This window comes from Enterovibrio paralichthyis (genome assembly GCF_019209835.1).
GTDB lineage: Bacteria > Pseudomonadota > Gammaproteobacteria > Enterobacterales > Vibrionaceae > Enterovibrio > Enterovibrio paralichthyis.
In genome coordinates, this window is sequence record NZ_JAHUTS010000003.1 from 196,446 (window position 1) to 218,917 (window position 22,472).

At 50.0% G+C, this 22,472-nt stretch carries 19 protein-coding genes; 7 read left to right on the forward strand and 12 right to left on the reverse strand.

Annotated elements, in window-relative coordinates; genetic code table 11:
• Nucleotides 1-101: 101 nt before the first annotated feature.
• The 4 genes from KU854_RS05205 (at nt 102) to KU854_RS05220 (ending at nt 2,499) form a co-directional block, all read left to right on the forward strand.
• Nucleotides 102-773, forward strand: a complete 672-nt coding sequence (locus tag KU854_RS05205) for a hypothetical protein (RefSeq protein ID WP_218357396.1) — start codon at nt 102-104, stop codon at nt 771-773.
• 70 nt (nt 774-843) lie between these two features.
• Nucleotides 844-1,389 carry a hypothetical protein gene (locus KU854_RS05210; protein ID WP_218357397.1) on the forward strand — a complete coding sequence of 182 codons (546 nt, stop codon included), beginning with the start codon at nt 844-846 and terminating at the stop codon, nt 1,387-1,389.
• A gap of 118 nt (nt 1,390-1,507) precedes the next feature.
• A complete protein-coding gene (locus tag KU854_RS05215) occupies nt 1,508-2,038 on the forward strand; it encodes an SMI1/KNR4 family protein (RefSeq protein ID WP_255555439.1) in 531 nt (176 codons plus the stop codon).
• Nucleotides 2,039-2,133: 95 nt separating this feature from the next.
• Nucleotides 2,134-2,499 (forward strand): hypothetical protein, encoded by a 366-nt coding sequence (locus tag KU854_RS05220; RefSeq protein WP_218357399.1) that lies wholly within the window; start codon nt 2,134-2,136, stop codon nt 2,497-2,499.
• Nucleotides 2,500-2,578: 79 nt separating this feature from the next.
• Here the strand turns inward: KU854_RS05220 and KU854_RS05225 are convergent, their stop codons facing one another.
• The 12 genes from KU854_RS05225 to cspE form a co-directional block, all read right to left on the reverse strand.
• Entirely contained in the window at nt 2,579-5,680 is a 3,102-nt protein-coding gene (locus KU854_RS05225; RefSeq protein ID WP_218357400.1) for an error-prone DNA polymerase, read from the reverse strand.
• A gap of 17 nt (nt 5,681-5,697) precedes the next feature.
• A complete protein-coding gene (locus tag KU854_RS05230; RefSeq protein WP_218357401.1) occupies nt 5,698-7,104 on the reverse strand; it encodes a Y-family DNA polymerase in 1,407 nt (468 codons plus the stop codon).
• The gene (gene imuA / locus KU854_RS05235; RefSeq protein ID WP_218357402.1) at nt 7,101-7,826 is read right to left on the reverse strand and encodes a translesion DNA synthesis-associated protein ImuA; all 726 of its coding nucleotides are present in this window, start codon (nt 7,824-7,826) and stop codon (nt 7,101-7,103) included. The genes KU854_RS05230 and imuA overlap by 4 nt, the downstream gene beginning before the upstream one ends.
• Nucleotides 7,827-7,908: 82 nt before the next feature.
• Complete coding sequence (locus KU854_RS05240) at nt 7,909-9,417, reverse strand: glycosyltransferase (protein WP_218357403.1); 1,509 nt, start codon at nt 9,415-9,417, stop codon at nt 7,909-7,911.
• Entirely contained in the window at nt 9,414-11,000 is a 1,587-nt protein-coding gene (locus tag KU854_RS05245) for an HlyD family efflux transporter periplasmic adaptor subunit (protein WP_218357404.1), read from the reverse strand. The genes KU854_RS05240 and KU854_RS05245 overlap by 4 nt, the downstream gene beginning before the upstream one ends.
• Nucleotides 11,001-11,420: 420 nt before the next feature.
• Nucleotides 11,421-11,762 (reverse strand): hypothetical protein, encoded by a 342-nt coding sequence (locus tag KU854_RS05250; protein WP_054779118.1) that lies wholly within the window; start codon nt 11,760-11,762, stop codon nt 11,421-11,423.
• A 251-nt stretch (nt 11,763-12,013) separates the two neighbouring features.
• Nucleotides 12,014-15,952 (reverse strand): response regulator, encoded by a 3,939-nt coding sequence (locus KU854_RS05255; protein ID WP_218357405.1) that lies wholly within the window; start codon nt 15,950-15,952, stop codon nt 12,014-12,016.
• A gap of 17 nt (nt 15,953-15,969) precedes the next feature.
• Entirely contained in the window at nt 15,970-16,962 is a 993-nt protein-coding gene (locus KU854_RS05260; RefSeq protein ID WP_218357406.1) for a hemerythrin domain-containing protein, read from the reverse strand.
• 125 nt (nt 16,963-17,087) lie between these two features.
• The gene (locus KU854_RS05265) at nt 17,088-17,393 is read right to left on the reverse strand and encodes an AzlD domain-containing protein (protein WP_218357407.1); all 306 of its coding nucleotides are present in this window, start codon (nt 17,391-17,393) and stop codon (nt 17,088-17,090) included.
• Nucleotides 17,390-18,133, reverse strand: coding sequence for an AzlC family ABC transporter permease (locus KU854_RS05270; RefSeq protein ID WP_255555426.1), 744 nt, complete (start codon nt 18,131-18,133; stop codon nt 17,390-17,392). Before KU854_RS05270 ends, KU854_RS05265 begins: the two co-directional genes overlap by 4 nt.
• A gap of 14 nt (nt 18,134-18,147) precedes the next feature.
• Nucleotides 18,148-19,008, reverse strand: a complete 861-nt coding sequence (locus KU854_RS05275; RefSeq protein WP_218357408.1) for an AraC family transcriptional regulator — start codon at nt 19,006-19,008, stop codon at nt 18,148-18,150.
• A gap of 145 nt (nt 19,009-19,153) precedes the next feature.
• Nucleotides 19,154-19,360 carry a transcription antiterminator/RNA stability regulator CspE gene (gene cspE, locus KU854_RS05280; protein ID WP_002536803.1) on the reverse strand — a complete coding sequence of 69 codons (207 nt, stop codon included), beginning with the start codon at nt 19,358-19,360 and terminating at the stop codon, nt 19,154-19,156.
• A gap of 591 nt (nt 19,361-19,951) precedes the next feature.
• Between cspE and mak the strand changes: the two genes are divergently transcribed.
• The 3 genes from mak (at nt 19,952) to KU854_RS05295 (ending at nt 22,469) form a co-directional block, all read left to right on the forward strand.
• A complete protein-coding gene (mak, locus tag KU854_RS05285; protein WP_218357409.1) occupies nt 19,952-20,851 on the forward strand; it encodes a fructokinase in 900 nt (299 codons plus the stop codon).
• 170 nt (nt 20,852-21,021) lie between these two features.
• Nucleotides 21,022-21,966 carry an SPFH domain-containing protein gene (locus KU854_RS05290; protein ID WP_218357410.1) on the forward strand — a complete coding sequence of 315 codons (945 nt, stop codon included), beginning with the start codon at nt 21,022-21,024 and terminating at the stop codon, nt 21,964-21,966.
• A 2-nt stretch (nt 21,967-21,968) separates the two neighbouring features.
• Entirely contained in the window at nt 21,969-22,469 is a 501-nt protein-coding gene (locus tag KU854_RS05295; protein WP_218357411.1) for an NfeD family protein, read from the forward strand.
• Nucleotides 22,470-22,472 lie beyond the last annotated feature (3 nt).

Consider the following 22,472-nt stretch of genomic DNA (forward strand, 5'->3'; position numbering starts at 1 on the left):
ACGCCAAGGCGTTTGAGCAATGGCGGTAGCGTATTCAAAAAGTGTCTGACCCGATAGTACGCCTTGCGGCAGATATAGAAATAACAATAGTTAGGGAAATTATGAAAGCTCAGCTCCAAGTACTAATTACTGAAGAAATGCAAGATGTTGAATATCGCTGGGGTAAATGGGCTGATGAAGGTTTCGAGTTCCCTAACATTGTAGAGAATTTTATAAGGTCATGGGGTACTTCGGTAGATCATGGTGATAGCGTTACAGACAATGAGATTATCTCAGTTGGCCTAATCTGTATTGAACGGAAGATCCCTCTTCCGCCCAAACTAAAAAAGATATTGGAGAAAGCAATAAGTCGAGAACTATCACCAGAGAACCTGTCATGTTGGAAAAATAAAATCCAAAGAGAGGAAGCTTTAAAGTTACTTTTATTGGAGTTTGGAGGGGTATTTAAAAAGAAAGGCCTTATTAGTTTCTTATTTGATAGCCAACTTGAATACTCAAATACCAAACAAGCTAGAGAAAAACTTCTTAAGGCAGTTGAGAGGATGAATGAAAGTTCAGTTCCAATTAGCTATGAAAAAGCAGGTTTTCCTCCAATCGTGTCTACGTTGAACCGACTTTTGGCTTCTGGAGTCAGTGAAGAAGATACAAATTTATTTGTTGAATCACGCAAGCAAAGGTTGATGATTTTATCAGCATATCTTAGCTTGAATTTGAAACTGTCATCTGAGGAGTTAAAGGACTTGTTTGATGCGGTGGAGAATAGTTGGAAATAGTTATTTCATCTGATTCTGGAATGTTTCGGGGGTGTACACTTCGCATTGGGACCTCAGTAGAAGGTGATCAGTGACCAAACTTTCAGAAAAGGAACTCGTTCTAGTTCGAGATGAGATACTAAAGAGGGCGGGTCTTCCTGCCCTCATAGACGCAGGCTTCAGACCATCTCCGTTTTCCCATGCTTGGTATGGAAGTGACAACATGGGGGGCTGCTCTTATGAGCTTTGTCGGGTTTCTGACGTTGGTTACTTAGAAATAGTCAATATCTATATCGCTTCAGGAGACAAACGTATTCAGGTTTATTTGAATATTTTTAAACCTGAACCAGCTATTGATGATGTTGGGCAACTGGATGGTATGGATGGCATAGCCTATTTGGTCCAACCAAACCTAAAAACTAGGTTGTGTATCTCGACAAGCAATGAAGGATTTTTTAAAGGAGGACAAAAGTTCCAGCTTAATACAGGTGGGATTTTTAAGAGTTTAGAGAGTGAAAAGGAGAAACTTGCAGAAAGTCTTAAATCCGAGTTCTCTGGAATCAAAAAATACATAGAGCGTTGGTTGTTAGCTAATGGTGAGCCGGCCTCTACAGATTGGAATGGAAACCAAGTCTAAAAGAATTCTTTTAATAAGAAGAGGAGTGTCTGTCCCCTTATGTTATCAATTTGAAAGCCTAGTTCAGCAAAAGGGTAAACGAAACTGAATAAAAGAAAAGGATTAAGATTTGAGCCGGATGAAAAGTTACTCTGACGAAGAAGTGAAAAAGCTAGAGGAGGAAGTAGGTGGCGTGCTGAGCGATTCTTACAAACGCTTCCTTCTATCTTTTGATGGGACACTTCCCCAAAAACGATTTTTCGTAGTAGGTAATGGCGATTCGAGTCGAATACACCATTTTTTTGGATTTGAGTGTGATGATGACGGCCAACGTTACCAAAAATTTGTCGGCGAAAGATATTCTGTGGAGACTCTGAAGTTACTACCAATTGCAGACGATCCGTTCGGAAATTATATTTGTTTAGATATATCAGCGAGCAAGGATGGAAACGGAGCGATTTTCTTTGTGGAACATGAATCTCTTAATGCAGAATATATTAATAAAATACACCTGAGCGGGGACTTTGACAGTTTCATTGATGCGCTAATGTCGTCAGATGAAAATGATGAGTATATAAAGAGTGCTGCCCCTGAAACATGGGGTGATTTCGATACACAGTTAGAAGAAATGAAACGTTTACGCCAGTTGGAAATAAGTGAAAAGAAATAACGAAAATAATAGGGATTTTAAAGTGTATGTCCCCTTATATTTATCATTCATTTTCTATGGTCATGTTCTCCCAGCGCATACTGATGAGTATCAAAATGACAGTAGATAAAAGTGTATTGATTGATGAAATTTGTGATGCCGTATTGGTTCACCGAGAGTACACCCGTAGGCTTACCACCCTGTTGAATCAAGAGGATAGTGAACTAAAGAGTTTAGCTGCATTACCCATAGATAAGTTTGAATCTATTTACTCGACTCGGTTTCATATTCAAAGAGATGTGATGAAAAACAGTGACATTTCTTACTTAGATGCATTTCGCACAATTCTCGAACAAGCATTGGCAGTAAAGGACACTGTTAAAGAAGTGAATGTTTTACAGGTTAAAGATAAAGAAGGGGTAGGATTTTTTATTTTTGTTTCCGATTCTAATTTGATGCTGGGTGTTCTGCCTACTTTGTAGATGACTGCAAAAAATAACAGGGACAGACGTTCTAAGAAGAAGAGTGTCTTTTCCCTTTGCTAAGGTCCACATGACTTCTTCAATGAAAATCCCGCGAATGGACAAGTAGCTGATCCAGAGTATGGGTCATATCTATCAAACGTCCTGCAATGATATGCACCACATCGCCATCCCGCTCCAAAATCCCTTTCACTTTTAAAATCTTGGCTGAGACAAACGGCGTGTTTTGCGCCCGTGCGGTTGCCAGCCAGACGACTACGTTGATGTTTCCTGTCTGATCTTCCAAGGTGACAAAGGTTACGCCACTGGCGGTGCCGGGGCGTTGACGGCCGGTAACAACACCGACGACAGTGACCGCAGTGCCAGTTTTGATGGTGTTCAGTTCGTTTGCCAAACGATGGCGTCCCAGGCTGCCTGTTTCATCTAACAAGGCAATGGGATGCTTTCCGAGTGTGATACCGGTCGCGGCATAATCCTCAATCAAATCTTCTACCGCAGAGGGGGCGGAAATCGCTTTGGCGTCTGAACTCTCCGGCAGGCTCTGGGCAAACAACGGCAGGCTATGACTGTCGTCCATCATTTGCCAGCGGGCAGCGAAACGGTTGTCTGCCAGCACCTTTGTCGCATTGGCACTGGCGAGCGCTTCCATGTCGCCGCGGCTCAGTCCGCATTGGCGCAGGGTATTGAGATGGGAAAAACCTTCCCGTGGACGGCGCGATAGCATCAGCTTTGCTCCCTGCTCTGACAGGCCTTTTACCAGACGCAATCCCAGTTGCAATGCTGGCTTTCCGCTGAGCACAATCTGGCGGTGATCCCAATCGCTGTGGTTGACGCAGATGGGCAGAATGCGCACACCGTGGCGGGATGCATCTTGCAGCAACTGGGATGGGCTGTAAAACCCCATCGGCTGGCTGTTGAGCAGGGCGCAGTAAAACGCGACCGGATAGTAATGCTTGAGCCATGCAGAGGTGTAAGCCAGTACTGCAAACGATGCACTGTGGGATTCTGGAAACCCGTATTCGCCAAAGCCCTGGATCTGGCGGAAAATCTGCTCTGCAAAGGCAATGTCATAGCCGCGCTCTTGCATGCCGTTGATGAGTTTTTCCCGAAACGGTGCCAGTTTACCGTTGCGTTTCCAGGCTGCCATGGCGCGGCGGAGTTGATCGGCTTCCCCACCGGTAAAACCGGCAGCCACCATAGCCAGCTGGATCACCTGTTCCTGAAATATCGGTACGCCCAGGGTGCGTGAAAGCACAGATTCTACCTCCTTTGATGGATAGGATACCTGCTCTTCCCCCCAACGGCGTTTGAGGTACGGGTGCACCATATCTCCCTGAATGGGGCCAGGGCGCACAATGGCAATCTGGATCACCAGATCGTAATAACTCGCCGGACGCAGGCGTGGCAACATGCTCATCTGGGCGCGGGATTCCACCTGAAATACACCGACAGAGTCGCCTTTCTGAAGTTGACCATAGATAACCGGATCGTCACCCATGGCGGTGATGTCCGCAATCGACAGCGGGCGCTGGTGCTGTTCGCGGATAATGGCAAACGCCTTGCGTATTGCGCTCAGCATGCCAAGGGCGAGGATGTCGACTTTAAGCAAACCGAGAGATTCCAGATCGTCTTTATCCCATTGGATCACGCTGCGCTCTGCCATGGCGGCATTTTCCACCGGCACCAGTTCGTAAAGTGGCCCTGCGGAAATAATGAATCCACCCACATGCTGGCTGAGGTGGCGTGGAAAGCCTCGGATTTCCTCTACCAACTCCAGTAACCAACGCCCGAGGTGGGAGTCGATATCCAGCCCGAGCGCTTTCAGTTGTTCGCCTTTATCCAGCCCTTTATCGCGGTGATTGAGGTTTTTGATGTAGAAATCGAGCTGGGATTCCTTGATGCCAAGCGCCTTACCGACGTCACGGAACGCGCTTTTAAAGCGGTAGGTGATAACGGTAGCGGCAATCGCTGCACGTTGGCGGCCATATTTTTGGTAAATGTATCGGAACACTTCTTCGCGCCGTTCGTGCTCGAAGTCCACATCAATATCCGGCGGCTCATCCCGCTCTTTGGAGATAAAGCGCTCGAACAGCACATTGATTTTTTCCGGATTGACGGCGGTGATCTCAAGGCAATAACAGACAACGGAGTTCGCCGCTGAGCCTCGCCCCTGATAGAGAATCCCCTGCGATTTGGCGAACTGCACGATGTCATAGATGGTGAGGAAAAAGTATTCGTATTTTTGCTCAGCGATCAGTACCAACTCTTTTTCAATGGTGGCACGGATAGAAGGCTGAATGCCGTCAGGGAAACGCCGTTTGATGCCTTCTTCTACCAAGTGGCGAAGATAACCGCTGGCGGTGAAACCGTCCGGTACCAACTCTGCGGGGTATTCGTAACGCAACTCACTCAGGCAAAACGTGCAGCGTTCGGCAATGCGTTGGGTCTCTGCCAGCCACTCAGCAGGGTAGAGCTTTTCCAGTTTATCGAGCGGTTTTAAGGTCTGCTCGCCGTTGCGTGGCAGCTCAAGCCCACATTCTTGCAGTGGTTTGCCGAGCCGGATAGCGGTGACTACATCCAGCAAGGGCTGGCGCCGGGTGTGGTGCATCAGCACATCATTGCTGCACACCACGGGAAGGTTGTGGATTTCTGCCAGGGTGTCGATATGTTCAAGATAGGCAGCCTCGTTGGGTAGCAGCAGGCGTTCTGCGGTTATCCAGAGCCGCCCTTCAAAGGTGGATTTGAGCCAGTGGGGGAAAGCGTCATTCACCGGTTTATCACTTTGTGGGAGTGACGGCAGCCAGAGGCAAAGGCAACGGGAGATATGGCTGAAATCATCGCTGAATACCTGATAGTGGCCTTTTTCGCTGCGCATTCTGGCTTGGGTAATCAGCCGTGACAACTCGCCATAGGCAGCGCGATCCGGACACAAGAGCACCAGCTTTTCACCTTGAAAGGTAATTTCTGAGCCAATGATCAGCTTCAGGCCAAGCTGTTGGTCGCGGTTTGCAGTGTACGCGCGCACGACGCCTGCTAATGAGCACTCATCGGTAATGGCAAGCGCCTGATATCCCAGGGAGGCGGCGCGTACGACCAGCTCTTCCGGGTGGGAAGCGCCGGTCAAGAAACTGTAATTGGTTTTGCAGTGCAGTTCGGCAAACCAAAGGGAAGAGGTTGTCATGGTCTGTTCCCCCTAAATCAACAAAACAGGCCGTGTTCGAACCATTCGCCGGTGGCGGTACGGAACACCCAGCAGAGTTGGCCCCGTTTGTTGCGGGCGACAAAGTAGTCACGCTGGACGGGGGATTTATCCCACCAGCCACCGCTGATACGCTCCGGCGGGGTCAGCAACTCCGGCCGGAAAAACAGCGGGCGCGGCGCAGTATGCAAAACCGCAGGGCGCGCGGGCAGATGCGTCGGGAGCGTTTGCTGACAAGGTTCAAACGGCAACTGGCGACGAAAGGCACGCTCCGGCCTGTGATCATTTTGCAGCGTCAGGCTGTATACCCCTTCTTTTCCCGCTTTGGCCTGCATCAGGCTGACCAGCTCCTCCGGGGTTAACTGCCCCCGCTTTCCTGCGAACAAATCCTGCGTTGGCGACTGACGGGGCAGCAGGATGTTGGCGTCAAGGCGAAGGTGGGTGACCGGGGCATCCAGTTTGAGTTTTTCAAGATGCAATTGCAGCAGCGACATCCAGCGGCTGGCGGCAGATTCCGGAGCCGCAGCGCTGATTTCCAACACCTTGTCTTCCTGCTCGCGCTGGGTCAGTACGACCACAATGCTGGGGGTGACCGCTTCGCGAACATGCAGAAACTTTTCCATTTCCTTGAGCATACGCTGCAGCGGGAAACAGAGGGTCTGGCTGTTGGCGATCTCATGCATTAACTCCAGCGACTGATGAAAATGCTCTGGGGGTCTGAAGCTGGTTTGTTGCGCGGTAATGCTTTCGGTCAGCCCGCGCAGGTGCGCTGTCAGTGGCTTGCCGAAACGCTGGCCGAGCGAATCTAGCGGCAGCGAAAATAACTGACTGGCCTGACGGATCCCCATGCGTTCCAGTTGCAAAACCTGCTTTGGCGTTAATCCCAGCCCGTGAACGCCTAATGCCGAAAGCGCTTCTTTTGTGGTTTCCGCGGTCAGGAAACCGCGATCGGCACCGGCGCGTGCAAGTTGCCTGGCGGCTTCCGGAAATGGGCTCAACGCAAAATGGTAATCGACAGACTCCGCCGCCAATACGGGCAACAGGTGATGCCAGTAGTTATCGAGAGAGCCATAAAGTTTGAGCATAGGGCTGACTTTGATCAGCAGGCCATCAGGCGGGTAGGGGAAAATATCGGCACTGACCTGATACAGAAGCGTCGCCAGTTGATGCAGACGTGCTGTTTCGGCCTGTTCGTCATAATCTGCCACCTGAAGCCCATGACACAAAGCACTGGCGGTGCCGAGATCATTACCTGTCTGAATACCAAATTCCCGAGCTTGCGTATTGGCCTGACAGACCTGGCCGGAGGCGTGGGAAAGTACCACCAGCGGCGTTTTCACCGCATTATCGCGGACGAGTGTATCCAGCAGCAGCGCCGGAAAATGAAGATAGAGCCACAGCATCATCGGAACAGTGGCACCACATTCGAAGGTGTTAAGTCTGGCCGCGCTGGATCAGAAGATGCTGCGGCGAGGTGTGCAATATCACTGCCACTGACTCTGCTTTTGAGGGTAAACGCAGGTGCCACGGAAGCCAAAGGCACGGTAAAGGGCAACACAGGCAATCCGCGACGCTTGACTACATTCACAGCAATGCCTTCGTCGGTTGGGGTCAGCGATAAACGACAACTTACAGGCAGTCCCTGTACGCTTTTTTGATGGGTCAGCATAAACAGCAGGCAGTCGTTTTCAGTGGCGGCGAGTTGAAGCCTTCTGGCCTGGGTGACTGACAGGGCATCTCCCCACAACACGGCGGTGCGGCAACAGCCGCTTTTCATGGCCTGTTCAACACACCAGAGGCTTGAGGAAGCCGGGGTATCCAGCACGATCACCTTTTCCAGATCCAGCCCGGCCTGACACAGTGCCAATGGGTTTAGATCTCCCGGCGGTGCGGCAAAGACGGTGAGCTCACTCTCTTTCAGCCCGCGGGCAACGGCAGGCAGGATAAGGCGCAATTCGCCAATGCCGAAACAAGGCAATTGCAGCTCGACCACGCCGGATTCCGGCCAGCCACCGTCGAGTTTTTCGTCCAGCACAGCGTGTCCGCTGGGGCGGCTATGAGTGCGGGGCTGGTAGAGACGGTTGGCCGTCCAGATCCCGGAATGTAGAGCGAGCAGGTTATCTAGCATAAGAAATAATACTGTATAAATGTACAGTATTATTTTAGGGGGAGATCGGGGTCAGGGCAAGTGGGTTTACGCTAATCGTTGCTTAACCGTACAACCACATGACAAAGATAAGCAGGGCACTGAATGCTGCCGTGGTTTCCAGATGGGGCAGCCAGCGCTTGATTTCATGGGACCAAGAATGATCTTCCACGCCTTGACCAATTCCCTGCCGCGTCCAGCGCTGCAGGTTGGGGTGGAAAAAGAGGTAAACCTTCACCAGTGAACCGACTAATTGCTCATACCAAAGCAGGGCGACAAAGGTAGGGTGGAACTGGCCGGATTGAACGGAAATCAAAAGCACGTTGATGCTGCGTGTCAAAACAACCCAAAACAGGTAAGCGATGACCACTTTCAGCCCCATGTAGGTAGCCACTACCAACGCCAGTGAAGGGCCAATCAGGGTCGTCCACATGCTGATACGTTGATCAAGCAGACAGAGCCAGAGGAACCAACCTGCTCTTTTTGGGCCCAGTTTCAGCGCCCGGATATTACTGCGAAGCATATTGCCATACCAGCGGGTCATCAACGAAACACTGGTTTTGAAGAAATTTCCGGTCGGGGCGTCTTCCAGACAGGTAACTGACACGTCGGGCAGGTAGAGCATTTTCCAGCGCTCTTTCAGTACATAGAACCAGGTACTTTTGTCGTCACCGGTGAGCATACGGATGCGCCCATACCGCCAATGAGAGACATGATCATAACGCAGGCTTTCGATGAAATCGGGTGAGAGAGCCATAGAAGCGCGATAGGCGGAGAAGCGGCCGGTCAATACCAGAACGCGATAGGTGAGGCTTAACGAACTCATGTAAAAGTGACGCTGCGCCATGCGCTGGCAATACCATTGTCGGGTCAGTGAGCTTCCTTTCACGATAGGTTTGTTGTGAACGGTCAATGCACCAAGGTCATGATAACGCATCAAAAAGCCTGAGACTTTTGACAATATGCCTTCTGGCAACACAGTGTCGCCATCCATCAATATCAAAATGCTGTCGCGGGATACCGGTTTGTCTTCAGCGAGCAGGGTCAGCGCATCGGCCATGGTGTTGCGTTTACCTGAGCCGTCCTGATCGATGATAAACAGGGTGGCGGGCACTTTCTGGTTAAGCTTTTCGAATTGTGATTCGATGATGCTGAGGTCGGCTTCGTCGGTCACACAGGCGACCGCCCGGCAAGCGACACCGAAATTGCCGATTTCGTCGACCAGCGCTTTGAAGACCGGCGCGCTGATCTCTGGCGTAGTACGGTAGCAGGGGATCACTAGCAGGATTTCACTGGGCTTTTGTGTAATGTCGGCAAGGCTTGCCAGTACCGGGTAACGCACATACTGGTAATACAGCCCACGAAACAGGTGAATGGTTTTCCAGCCGTATCGCCAAAGGCCAATGATGCCTATGGTATAGAGCACCTCCTGCTGAATGTCGGTTTCGGGCAATAAGGTGTAAAGCAACCACAGCAACAGAAGCAGCGCCACCAGGGATAACCACCACAAGATAGTGATGTGGATAGGATCCTGCCGGTGGAAATTTTTGATGAACAGGCGATCAACATTCATAGGTTGAACCAGTTTTTAAAGACATCTTTCCAGCCGACAGTGGCGATGACAGTGGCAGGTTCATTGACCATCATGTCGATGTTTTCGTCATTTGGGGTGATTTTGACCAGCGTGTATTGCTGAAGCCGTGGCAGTGTTTTTGGCAAGCCACTCAAAGATTCCCCTTCATCGTTAAAAATCTCACTGTTGGCGGCGCTGTAAAACTGGATTTGCTCAATGGTGCCCTGCAGCTTTGCGTCGTGACTGGCGAGACGATACTCGACTGGCATACCAATTTTCAGGAGTTCTGCGCCTTCAAGAGGCATCAGCGCCAGAATCGAACGTGCGGTACGGTCAGCTTTAGCCACAGGGGAAAGCTCGAAAATAGAAGTGCCGGTATGGACGACCTGGCCATCAGAGGCGTTGATCGCCACGATGTAGCAATTACAGGGCGCATAGGCGAGTCCGCGATTTTTCTGCCTCTCAATTTCTTCCAGCACTTTGTCTTTTTTGGCAATCAGGATGCTGAGTTTACTTTGCACTTCAAAAGGCGATTTCATATCACCCTGAGCCTCACGGGGCGGCACGCCCAGAAGGATCTGGTCGAGTTGGTTCTCGATAAACTCGCTTTGGGCATCCATTTGCAACAGGTCACGTTTGATGTCCAAAATCTCAACACGCGCCAGCTCACGGGAAATAACGTCCACAGAGCCTTTTTTCACACCTGTGTTATAGAGACTGAGGATGTTTTCGAGGGTTTGAAGCTCTTCTTCTGTCAGCTTTTTGCGCTCAGTCAGGATCTTTAGTTCATTGAAAAGACGGGTGTTGTAACGTGCGACGGCTTCCTTGCTTTGGCGCAGCAAGGTTTGATAGTAGTTAATTTCGCTGTTGATATTGCTCAGCTCGAACTGGTTTTTCGCCATCAGATCCGTGCCTTCTTCCGTGAAGACAGTAAACAGCAGTTCGCCTTTGTTCACTTTCTGCCCGGGCTTGTAGTCGCCAAGGCGCAATATCCCGTTGTTGTAGCTGCGTTGGGTCAGCACTGGCTGGCTAACGGCTGCGTGTTCGGAAGTGATGGACAAAATACGCGCCTGCACCATCAAACCGGCCACGACGATGAGTGACAGTGACACCAAGGCGACGACTGCAAACCGCCACCAGTTTTGCTGCATGCGTTTCACTTCCTCTTCGTGCAGCTGCGCTTTCACACCATAGGAGGTCACGCTTTCCAGTGAAATGGTTTCGCCGGTCAGGTAGGTATCGACAATGGATTGCAAGGTTTTACGGTGACCTGAGTTGAGCGAGTAAAACTGGCAGCCAAGGGCATATCCGTTTTCGCTGGCACGCATCACTTCAAACTGCACCGGGGTGGAAAATCGCCCAACGGGCAATTCAAAACAGAGGTGGCCGTTGTACTTGTCGCCTTTTTTTCCGGGTAGTTTGGCATCGTCAAGGGAGAACCCGCCAACACTCCACTCTTTAGTTGGGTACAGGACGCCGTCAATCTCGATCTGCGCAGGGAATTCTACCCGCGGAAATTTACGCGCCCCGGAACGTGACTGGAACGTATGAATCGAACCTGTACTGATCGCTGCTTCTCCCATAACGCCCCCTAAACGGTCATTTATATAGGGAATCTGCAAAAGTTGCGCCAACGAGACGATTTTCTCTTTATTGAGAGATATATTTATTGATAACAATATTAGTATGTATCTCTAAGTTCGTCTTTATTGCTGATTTTATTGATAAATGAGTAATTGATGACCAAGGGAAAGACACTAGTGGAACGTTGGGCGACGTTTGTCAGTGACGAGCAGTAAGAGGGATGGGCATATCTGCAGTGACGAACAGAGCGTCAGGTTCGCAAAATAGGAATCATATTGGTATCTGAAGATGCAGGATTCCGCGAGATTAGCTGGCGTTGTGGGTGAGGCGTTCCTTTGTAGGTGTAGTCACCGCCATCAAAGAGGAAAACTAACCCACAAAAAAAGGCGCTAATGCGCCTTTTTGCGGTTAGCTTATTTTTACGGTTTGGAATGACGCTGCATGTGGAATAGGTGGATCTCATGCAGTATACGTTCGGAGATAATCTCGGAGATGATGTCGTCAAACCGGGACTGCATTGCCTGAATGGAAGGGATGAGCTGCATCATGGCTTCTTCATTTTCAGGGGTCACTTCAATGTCGAGTCCGAGGTCAAAATCCAGTGTTGCAATAAATGGCTTCATTCGTTCGAGGATACACTCAACCATATACTCACTAGAGCTCAGCTGGCTGAGTTCTTCCCGAATCATTTCTGTAATGTGGCAAGTATCTGGCGCTGGTGGCGCAGTACCTACTGTTGGGAATGGGATCACTGTCGGCATAGCGTTTCTCTTAAAAATATGTAGGTGTCTTTGACACAGGTATTTTTTGTTGTTTGATTAATAAGTTAGATAAATTTGGCTGACTTGCCTAGCTGTGCCTTAAGATAGTGCAGCTCGGTTTGCATTCTTAATATAAAGGGAGCAAAAAGCGACTATTTTATACTTGCGCGATCATGATTTGTGTACTAACAGGTTAATTTTTAAACGATTTGTTCAATAAATCGATAAGGTGGCAGTTAATTAGGCTGAAGTCAGGGCTTAGAAGCGGCCATTCTCTCGCATAAAATCTCAGACCCATGCACCACTTTTTCATACAGCACATCGGGACTGGGGTCGACGCTGAAATCATGCTGCTCCAGCATTTTACAGTCTGAGGCAAAGTCTACTGCTCCAACCATTAGCGCTGCCCCTTTCATTTTGTGCGCGACCTTTTTGATATCGATGTATCGTGCTTCATCCCACGCGGTAGCGAGTTCTGCCATATCATTCGCCTGTGAGCTGAGATAGCGCTCTACCAGCATGCCGATAAGCTCGGGGTCATCACCCGCTGTCTCTTTCAATGACGAGAAGTCAAATGGCTCTATACATGCTGTGGCGACCTCATTTTCCGGGTTTGTCGCCTCCTCTTGAGATGATGACGGCGTGCCAGAAGAACTGGCTGCATGCTGGGGAGCAGGTTGCGCAGTCAGTGGCGAGTGACCAAGGTTTGCGGCTTCTTCGCTTTGCTCTGGGAAGAAACGGTTGATCAGGCTGACCAATTCCTGTTGCCGGAAAGGTTTGGCAATGTAGTCTGACATACCTTCTTCAAGGCAACGCTCTCGATCCCCGGACAATGCATTTGCAGTCATGGCAACAATGGGGATAGGGGGCAGATGGTTTTCCTCTTCGAGCTGACGGATCTTGTGTGTGGCTTCATAACCGTCCATCACCGGCATCTGACAATCCATTAAAATCAGGTCAAAGCGGCTAGACATATAGCGCTCAAAGGCAATCGCTCCGTTGTCTGCAAGGGTGGTGCGACAACCCAGTTTGTTCAATACGGTATTGATAAGCTCCTGATTGACAGGATGGTCTTCCGCCACCAAAACGGAGAGGCCTTGCTTGATCAACGTATCAGACGGTTGCTTTTCAACCTGTTCCTGCTGCATGACTCTTGCAAATACGTTCTCCCGGCTCATGCCCTGCTCGTCAAGATGAATGACGGACTCCAGGGTTTTACCGAGAGATTCGATGTTAAACGGCACCGTCAAAGCCGCAGAGATCGCAAAGCTGTTCTGGGTCAGGATCCCTTTAATATCGGCAAGGTAAATGACGCTGCGCGTATTTTCGCTGGGTGCCAGGCTAGGTTGCAGCCCCTCAAGTGATATGGTGTGGTCGAGCAGGGTAACCGTGAATGGGGATGCGCTCTGCAACAACATGGCGGCGGTATTTTCATCCCGCGCAACGGTACTGCCAATGTTCAGATGGTTCAGGTACTTCTGCAAATTGGAGATCTGGCTGACATTGCGCGAAATCAACAGGGCTTTGTACGGGCTTAAATCGCCCAGGCCGCTGTCTTGTCTTTCCACTCCCTCCGGGATTTTGATGGGCAGGCGGGTGGTGAAAACAGATCCATTACCGGGCTCACTTTTCGCCTCAATACTGCCACCGAGCAGTTCGACAAACTTACGGCAGATTGGAAGGCCAAGCCCTGTCCCCTGATAGCGGCGCTTACTGGAATTATCAATCTGGGAGAAATTCTCAAAGACCTTATCGAGCTGTGACTGTTCAATGCCGATCCCGGTATCCGTGACTTTCAGTTCAATCTCACTCAAGGCGGTAGTCGCACTGATTTGGGTAATCGACACATCAACATACCCGCTGTCTGTGAATTTGGCTGCGTTCCCGGCAATGTTTACTAGGATCTGCCGAAGCTTTGAAAAGTCTGAGGTGATCTGGCGTGGCAGTCTGGGGTCGGTATAGGTGGTGAAGCTGACGTTATCTTTAACCCGCGGGGCGACGATGTTGGTGACGTTTTCCATCAGTTCATCAAGGGCGAAGGTTTCTTCTCGCACCGACATTTTACCGGCTTCGATTTTGGACAGATCGAGCACATCGTTGATGATGTCGAGCAGGGCGTTGGCAGATACCGAGATGGTTTCATTGTAATGGCGCTGCTCGTAGGAAAGCTCGGTGTTATTGAGCACTTCTGACATGCCAATAATACCGTTGATAGGTGTGCGGATTTCATGGCTCATCATGGCAAGGAAGTTGGATTTGGCTTCATTGGCCTGTTCCGCTTCTTCCTTGGCGCGGCGAAGTGCTTCGTTCACTTCAAGGTTCAATTGGGTCTGCTTGTCGGAATACATCATGCTGCAGATGCTTTTGACGACGGGGGCTATCCAGTTTACCTGCTCTTCCGAGTACGGCTTATCCCGTCCAGCGAGTACGATGATACCGACAGCCTCCCCCTTGTTGATAAGGGGAATGAAGACATAGTGCTTGAAGAACTCCCGTTCACCGCCCGAGGCTTCTATCTCGCGGTGTAGGGAAGAGTATTCAGTCCGCTTCATCTCAATGGCTGATTTGGCATGGGGTAATAAGTGGGTCGGGAGCGCTTCGAAAGGGTGCTCGAGGTTGCTGGTCTGGTGTTTAAACAGCAGTTGCTGGGTGCCGCCATTGATCATCAGCATGGCGGCAAGTTTGCTTTCCGTGAAGGTGGCGAGCACCACCAGCGCTTTTTTGAATGAGCGCTCGGAGTTGCCCGTGGTCATGTACATGTCCTGAACGGTGTTAAACACCGAATAGAGGGCGTTACTTCGGCTCAGTTTGCCTTCGACCAGTGAACGCTGGGTGATATCCCGCAAGTTAATCACGACATAGCCTGTCTCATCGATCTGCTGCCGCTTGGCTTTGATGTTAATAATTTGCCGGGCGTCGTCATCTCCCCACTGGAATACTCTACTGCTTTCTCCCTGTTCAAGGGCGCTGGCATAGGTCTGTTTCAACGTTTGACATAGCCCATCATTCTGTCCGGTCACCAGTTGTTCCAGCGATGTCTTCTCGTCCGGGGCTTTTGCCAGAGCCAATAACTCAATGGCCCGATCATTCACCGTGGCTGTGAATCCATCACCGTCGACCACAATCACGCCATCACCATAGTTTCTGAGGATCGACTCAAGATATCGTTTACTAAATCCGATTTTGACGACGGAATTGGCGTGTTTAAACAGGAAGATAATGAAGGCAATGGTCACGATCAGAAACGCGGCGGCCAGATATTGGCGGGTGTAGGTCACCGCGCTCAAGGCACGCCCGGCATCAAATTCTATGACAAGGCCAATGGGATATTGCGGATGCCAGCGCCAGATGCCGATGGCATCTTCAGGCAGGTGACCAGCGAAGCCATCGATATTGATGGTGACTTTTGTACTCTCAGACAACAGCAGATCTGAAGGGGTTGGTGTTTCACTCTCCTGGGCATTGAGGATTGTGGGCAACTGACTGGCGGTATGGCTTTCCTGTGGCGCTATCAATTCGCCATTTTTGTCGATCGCAAATGCCAGCCTCGTAGCGTCTTTATCGTGGCTGATAAAAAGCTTGTCGAACAGAATTGCATCCATGGTAGCGATAAGTAACGGGGTATTTACTTTTGCTTCCGGCCCCCGGATGGCGACCGCCATGGGAATGAGTGTGTGGCCACTGTCCTGGTTTACAACTTCGGGTAGCCCAATGTAGATATGCCGCTCGAGGGTTGTGGTGCGCAGGCGCGCAAATACGTCATCCAGAAACCTGCTGTTGGTCGAACCAAGGCTGACCAGCACTTCACCTGTCGGGGCGTACAGCTGCATGTCTGACAGGGAAAAGGAGTCGCGGTAGGTCAGCAACTTCTCCCTTATCACATCAGGATTACTCAGGGTTGCAGTGTCAAAAGCGCCACCGCGCACGAGTGACTGTTTCAGCATCCGGTCGTTGGCGATGATATTCAGATCACTTTCCAGGTGGGTATACCAGTCAGTGACAGCACCGGAGAGGTTGTCCATTTCTCCGGCAAGGAAGTAGGTAAGCTTGGTTTCTGTATCTTGGTGGATAGAGCGGTAATACCAGAGAAAGGCGATCAGCAGGATCGCCACAACTATCCCGCCGCTGAAAAACAACTGGCGAATGGTATGGCGTGATTCAGCATTGGCGCGGAACAGATGTGTAAACATTCGAAATCAGCGATCCTTTAATCAAACACGGATTTGTACTTGGTATCTTCCTGAACCACGTGTTTTACCCACCAAAAGCGGAGTAAACGGAAAAAATCCGTTTTATAGAAACTCGGGTCTGCCTGACACTTCAGGATCACAAAGTCGGCCTGTTTTCTAAGGCGATCATGAATGTCTTTGTGCACTTTCAGGCGCGGGTACTGGCGTTCAGCTAACAGGTTCTCTTCGGTAAAGAAATGCTGCTTGACGTAATGCTGGAAGCGTTTGGACACATCATCGAACTCATGGCCTTCATGATGGTTGACGATAAGATCATAGGTATCATTGATTATGTTGAGCAGTTCGCGGTTGCTGGCATCAAGCTCGTCATTACCGACTGTGAACCTGTCCTGCCACTTGATAAATTCTTTGCGGTTGTGATGCTTATCTGGCTCTGCAGCCTCTTCAACGACGGGTGCTGATTCGGTGAAATCCGGCTTGGCCTGAGCGGCCTGGTGATCGTGCAGCAGAGCATCGATTTCTTTCAGGTCTTCCTCGGAGAAAGCGACTGTGCCATTAACCTGAAACGCCGTCGATTTCGCTGGGTCTTGCTGGTACATGGAAAAGTAGTGCTCGACGGTTTTTTTAGGCTTGGCTTGCTGGGTTAGCTGATTGATACGGCTTTCCAGTGAGTGACGGTTAACCGGCTTGACCAGAAAGGCATCGACATCAAACGCAATGCACTGTGCGATAACGTGCTCGGCAGCGTTGGCAGTGAGGATGATGATGGGAATATCGTGTGGCAATCCGTAACGGCCGCTGCGAACCAGCCGCAGCATTTCCAGCCCATCAATGGGCTCCATCTGTAAATCTGTGATAATCATGGAAGGCCGTTCGTGATAGAGCTTTGAGATGGCATCCGCGCCATCTATCGCCATGACGGCCTCTTTAAAGCCGAGTGACTTTGCCATGATGGCAATCGTCTCACGGATCATTTCATGGTCATCAACTACCAGGCATTTTTCCAGCATCTAGGTCTCCAGCTGCGCGCAACTCCCCTAATTAAGAAATAGCCTAGATTGCTGATTTTTCAATAAAAGAAACATATGTTTCCTGTGTGAGATCTCAAGGTGATTGAATAGGAAATTCAGAGTGATTACCTGATCCACAAAAAGAACAACATGGAGGCGATCACAGTCAAAAGCGTATGGAGACACAACAGACTGAGAACACAAGCAAAAATACCAGCGATAAGAAAAGGGTTATCGATATCCAGCATCATTTCGCCAGTGGGGAAGACCAAAATAGGGACGGTGAGGGCAGTAAGCACTGCCGGTGTGCTGTATTTCAACACGCGTTGCATTACAGGCGTAACACGAAACGGGACACTTTTAGCCAAGAAGAAATAGCGCACGGAGAAGGTGATTGCTGCCATACCCAGAATTAAAATCCATGTATTCATTTCGCGTTCTCCTTGGCGGCCGTTTTATCTTTGGGTGGAAAGAGGCTTTCACTGACAAAACCGGCAACCATGCCGATCAGGGCTGAGACAATGAGGGCATTGCTGAAATTTGCCATTGTCAGCAATACTGACGCGATGGCAGTGATGATCACACTGATGAGTATCGGCTTGTCTTTTATCGTCGGGATCACTAGCGCGATAAAGGTTGCGGCGATAGCAAATTCCAATCCCAACGTTTCAATGTTATCGAGCTGTGCGCCCCCAATCACCCCCAGCAAGGTGGCAAGGTTCCAGCAGACGTAGAAGAAAAAACCGCTGACCAGGGCATAGTAGCGACAAAAAGAGCCGGTTTTCTCCGTATGAGCGGCACTGACCACGTACATTTCATCGGTCAATAAAAAGCCCAGCGCCAGTCGCCATCGCAGCGGTAAAGGCCGTATGTGTTGGCGGAAGTTTACCGAGTAGAGCAGGTGACGGGCACTGATCACAAAGGTGGTGCCAAACAGGGTACTGCCCGGGATACCTGCGCCCATCATGGTGACGCCGGAGAGTTGGGCTGCGCCTGCAAATACCAATAAAGACATAGCCTGAGCTTGCAAGGGGGATAAGCCTGCCTGCACACCTAACGATCCGCACAATATCCCCCAGGGTAAAACCGCAACGCTTAACGGCAACATATCTAAACAAGGGGTGACCCAGCTTCCACGCTTGGGTGCGCACTGAATAAGTTCCTTTTCCATCTTTTTCATCCGGATTAGTACAAGATGCCTGAAGTATCTGCTGGCAGGGAGGCAGAGAGATTGCACGAAATTGCTTTTTGATACTGTCTTGGGGTTACGCCCATAATGCGGCGGAAGTGGCGGTGGAGGTGGCTTTGATCGTGAAAACCGCTGCTGATCGCGCAATCAGCGATAGTCATCCCATTTTTCATTTTGGTCTGGGCAAGGCGGACGCGCAGCTGTATTTGATAGGCGTGAGGCGGTAAACCAAATCGCGCTTTGAATTGCCGCACCAGATGATAGGGGCTGATGCCACTGAGCTGGCTCAGGGTATCGAGGGACACGGTTTCCGTGGCATGCTGATGCAGATAGTCCCGCACCCATTCTATCTCCTTGCCACTTTTGGCCAGTTCAACAGGTGCTTGCGGCCGTTTGTTAAAGCGACAAGTCAGGGATAAGAGGGTGTGGTGGGTGTAGGTTTCTGTCAGCAGGGGATCCTGGTTTTCGCGTAACAGGGAAAATAGCGTCAGCAGTTGGTGCGCAAGTTGCGGGTTCTGTTCGACCGCTTCGGGAAAATAGGGCACCTCTGATGCCAGCCCAAGTTCTTGGGTGACGGCTTTAAACTGCGACTCTGTGGGATACATCGCTTCATAGGTCCAACCGCCTTCTGTGGCGGAATGGCCATCATGAATCTGGTCGGCATTCACCAGAATAATGCTGTTCTGCGGCGCAATGTGATAACCGCCGTGACGCCAGAAGCGCTGCGCACCCTGACGGATAACACCCACGGTATACCCTTCGTGCGTGTGGCGCGAAAAAGTCTGTTTTTCGTAACTGGCTTGGAGAAGTTCTAACCCGCCCAGAAGGGGGGAGGATTCAAACGTGGCGCGTTCCATTGCATACCCTGTTGTTCATTCGAACTCAGTATACGATACCTGCGCGTTGAAATTTTGTACAAAATTGCGATGTGGGAATATTACCGCAACAAAAGAAAAAGGATGCCTTTTGGGCATCCTTTACAATTCTCTGCGAATAGAAAAATTATGCTTTTTCTACGTTTGCAGCTTGTGGACCTTTTTGGCCTTGTTCGATTTCGAAAACTACTTTTTGGCCTTCAGCCAGAGTTTTGAAACCTTCGCCAGTGATAGCACGGAAGTGAACAAAAACGTCTGGGCCATTTTCTTGTTGAATGAAACCAAAACCTTTTTCTTCGTTAAACCACTTCACGGTACCGGTAGATTTAGACATGTTGTCTCCTGAAAGTATTTCTATTTGTAACATTGCGCGTACGCATTAAGACCTATTAATGAATCACTTATGGTGGCAAATGTAGCGAATAGCTTCAGGACAACTTTCTTTTTGCGAAGGTAGTGTAACGAAGTTTTCAATTGCAGCATAAAGAGCTCTATTAACCAGGCCGAACGATAGTACCACAGAGTTTCCAATTGTATAGTTAAATTATGACAACTCTGTTTGACCGTGTGTTTTTTGTAGCTCTCTTCACGAAACCAAGCCGAGAATTGATGCAACAATGTACACCTCTTAAAAATAGTCCGATTTGATGGAAAAGAAAGTGAGACATCTCTCGATTTTAGCAAGAAACGATGTATTTATTCTAATAATCATCAAGTTAGCGGGCGATTTGCAGCATACATGCTACGGGTGTGTCAAAACAGTGAGCAGCAAGTTTGTTCGTTCAAGCGAGGAAAATGCGGTTGTACTGCTCCCGTCACTGACGCCTTATCGATAAAAAAATAAAATTAAAAAAAATGCGGAGAAGCGAGCCATTCATGGCTTGTTGAGGCGCAGTGATGCAGTAAGAAGTCTGGAGGACATTGGGTGAAAATTGGAATTGACCTTGGCGGCACGAAGATCGAGGCCGTGGTTTTAAATGCTAAAGGCGAGCAAATTCATGTAGAACGCATTCCTACGCCGCAGCATGACTATCAAGGGACGTTAGACGCCCTGAAAGGGCTGGTGGACAGAGCTGAAGCAGCGGTTAACCACACCTGTACAGTAGGTTTGGGGATTCCGGGAACGCTGTCGCCGGTGACCGGAAAGGTCAAAAACGCCAATTCTGTCTGGCTCAATGGCCAGCCACTGGATAAAGACCTGGCACGTATGCTCGGTCGTGAAGTTCGCATTGCCAACGACGCTAACTGTCTGGCGGTTTCTGAAGCGGTGGACGGCGCGGCAGCCGGAAAGCACATGGTGTTTGGCGTTATCATTGGCACAGGCTGTGGCGGTGGCATTGCTATTGATGGCAAAGTCCATGTCGGCGGCAACGGTGTTGCCGGAGAATGGGGACACAATCCATTGCCATGGCAAAATGAGCAGGACAGATGCCACGCCGAAAAAATTCATTGCTACTGTGGCAAGCCAAGCTGTCAGGAAGTGTTTATTTCAGGCACCGGTTTGTGGAAAGACTTTGAACTGGTGAATGGTGAGACGCTTCGTGGCCCTGACATTATGGCGCGGGTGGCAAAGGGCGATGCGGAAGCAGAAGCCTGTATTGCGCGTTACGAAGATCGTCTGGCGCGTGCGCTGGCATCAGTTGTAAATATGGTGGATCCGGATGTAATTGTGCTGGGCGGCGGTATGTCGAATGTCGAGCGCTTATATACCAACGTTCCAGTGCTGATGCGACAGTGGGTGATGGGCGGCGAATGTGCTACCCCCATTGTGAAAGCAAAGTACGGCGATTCCAGCGGCGTGCGCGGTGCGGCGAGGCTTTGGTAAGAGAGCCGTTGAGCAACGAGAGTGAAGCAGGGTGCGTAAGTGCCCTGTTTTTTATCTGGCGGACAGCTTGAATTAATTCCCTTCTACTCCCAAATTCCATCAATTGATCCAGTAGCCAGAATCAGCTTTCGCTATGATGAGCAGAATTTCAAAAGGTTAGGACTAACAAAATGGACTTTCTGTCAATACTCCCTTCAATCGTAAATATCTGGGTCATTCTCGCTATCCTGGTGGTTATCGTACTGAGATCAGCAGTGAAATTTGTGCCGCAGAATACGGCATATGTCGTTGAGCGCTTTGGTAAGTACAACAAAACCATGGAAGCAGGCCTGAATGTTCTGGTTCCCTTTATCGACAGGGTCGCCTATGTGCGTACCTTGAAAGAGCAAGCTTTCGACGTGCCTTCACAGTCAGCCATTACCCGCGACAACATTTCGCTGGTGGTCGACGGTGTGTTGTATATCAAGGTATTGGATCCGGTTAAGGCGTGTTACGGCGTTGACGATTATATTTTCTCTGTGACCCAGTTGGCGCAGACGTCGATGCGTTCTGAAATCGGTCGTATGGAACTGGACAAAACCTTCGAAGAGCGTGAAAGCCTCAACACCGCTATTGTGTCGGCAATCAACGAAGCGGCGCAGCCTTGGGGTGTGCAGGTGTTGCGTTACGAAATTAAAGACATTGATCCGCCGCGTTCTGTACTGGATGCCATGGAGCGCCAGATGAAGGCAGAGCGTGAAAAGCGTGCGGTCGTTCTTGAATCTGAAGGTGCACGTCAGGCAGATATCAACGTGGCTGAAGGTCAGAAACAGGCACGTGTCCTCGCTGCAGAGGCAGAAAAGTCTGAGCAGATCCTGAAAGCAGAAGGTGAAGCGCAGGCGATTTTGGCTGTTGCACAGGCGCAAGCGGAAGCGTTAGAAATCGTTGGTCGCACTGCGGCGACGGAAGAAGGCCAGAAAGCAATCCAACTGGATCTGGCTGACAAAGCCATCGAGGCGAAAAAGGCAATTGCCAAAGAGTCTTCGGTTGTACTGCTGCCAGACAGCCAGTCCAGCGCCGCATCAATTGTTGCAGAATCGATGAGTATCATTAACTCGTTGAACGCGAGGAAGTAAATATGGATGTAACCCTGTACCTGCAAAACAACATGGCACAAACCACCATCATTATTGGCCTGATTTTGCTGATCATTGAAGTGTGGTTGCTTGGGCTGTCGACAATTGTTCTGCTGGCGCTGGGTGTTGCCGCTGTTATCACTGGCGTTCTGGCGTTGATTGGTGTGGTGCCTGAAACCCTCACTGCACTGATTGCTACGTCTGGGATCGGGGCGGGTGTCCTTACCGCAGTATTGTGGAAGCCGCTGAAAAAATCCCAGAAATCACCGCGTCGTGAGTTCAACATCCACAGCGATTTAATTGGGCTGGAGTTCCAACTTGACGCTGACATGGATGCCGCTCACCCAGTGACAGTAAAATATTCCGGTGTGAGCTGGAAACTGGTATTGGCAGCGCCCCACCGTGATGCGATTTTACCGGCAGGGTCAATGGTTAAAGTGGTGGCAGTGGATGTGGGTAGATTCACGGTTGAGCCCACACCAGAGCCTAATTTGTCCCAATAACGG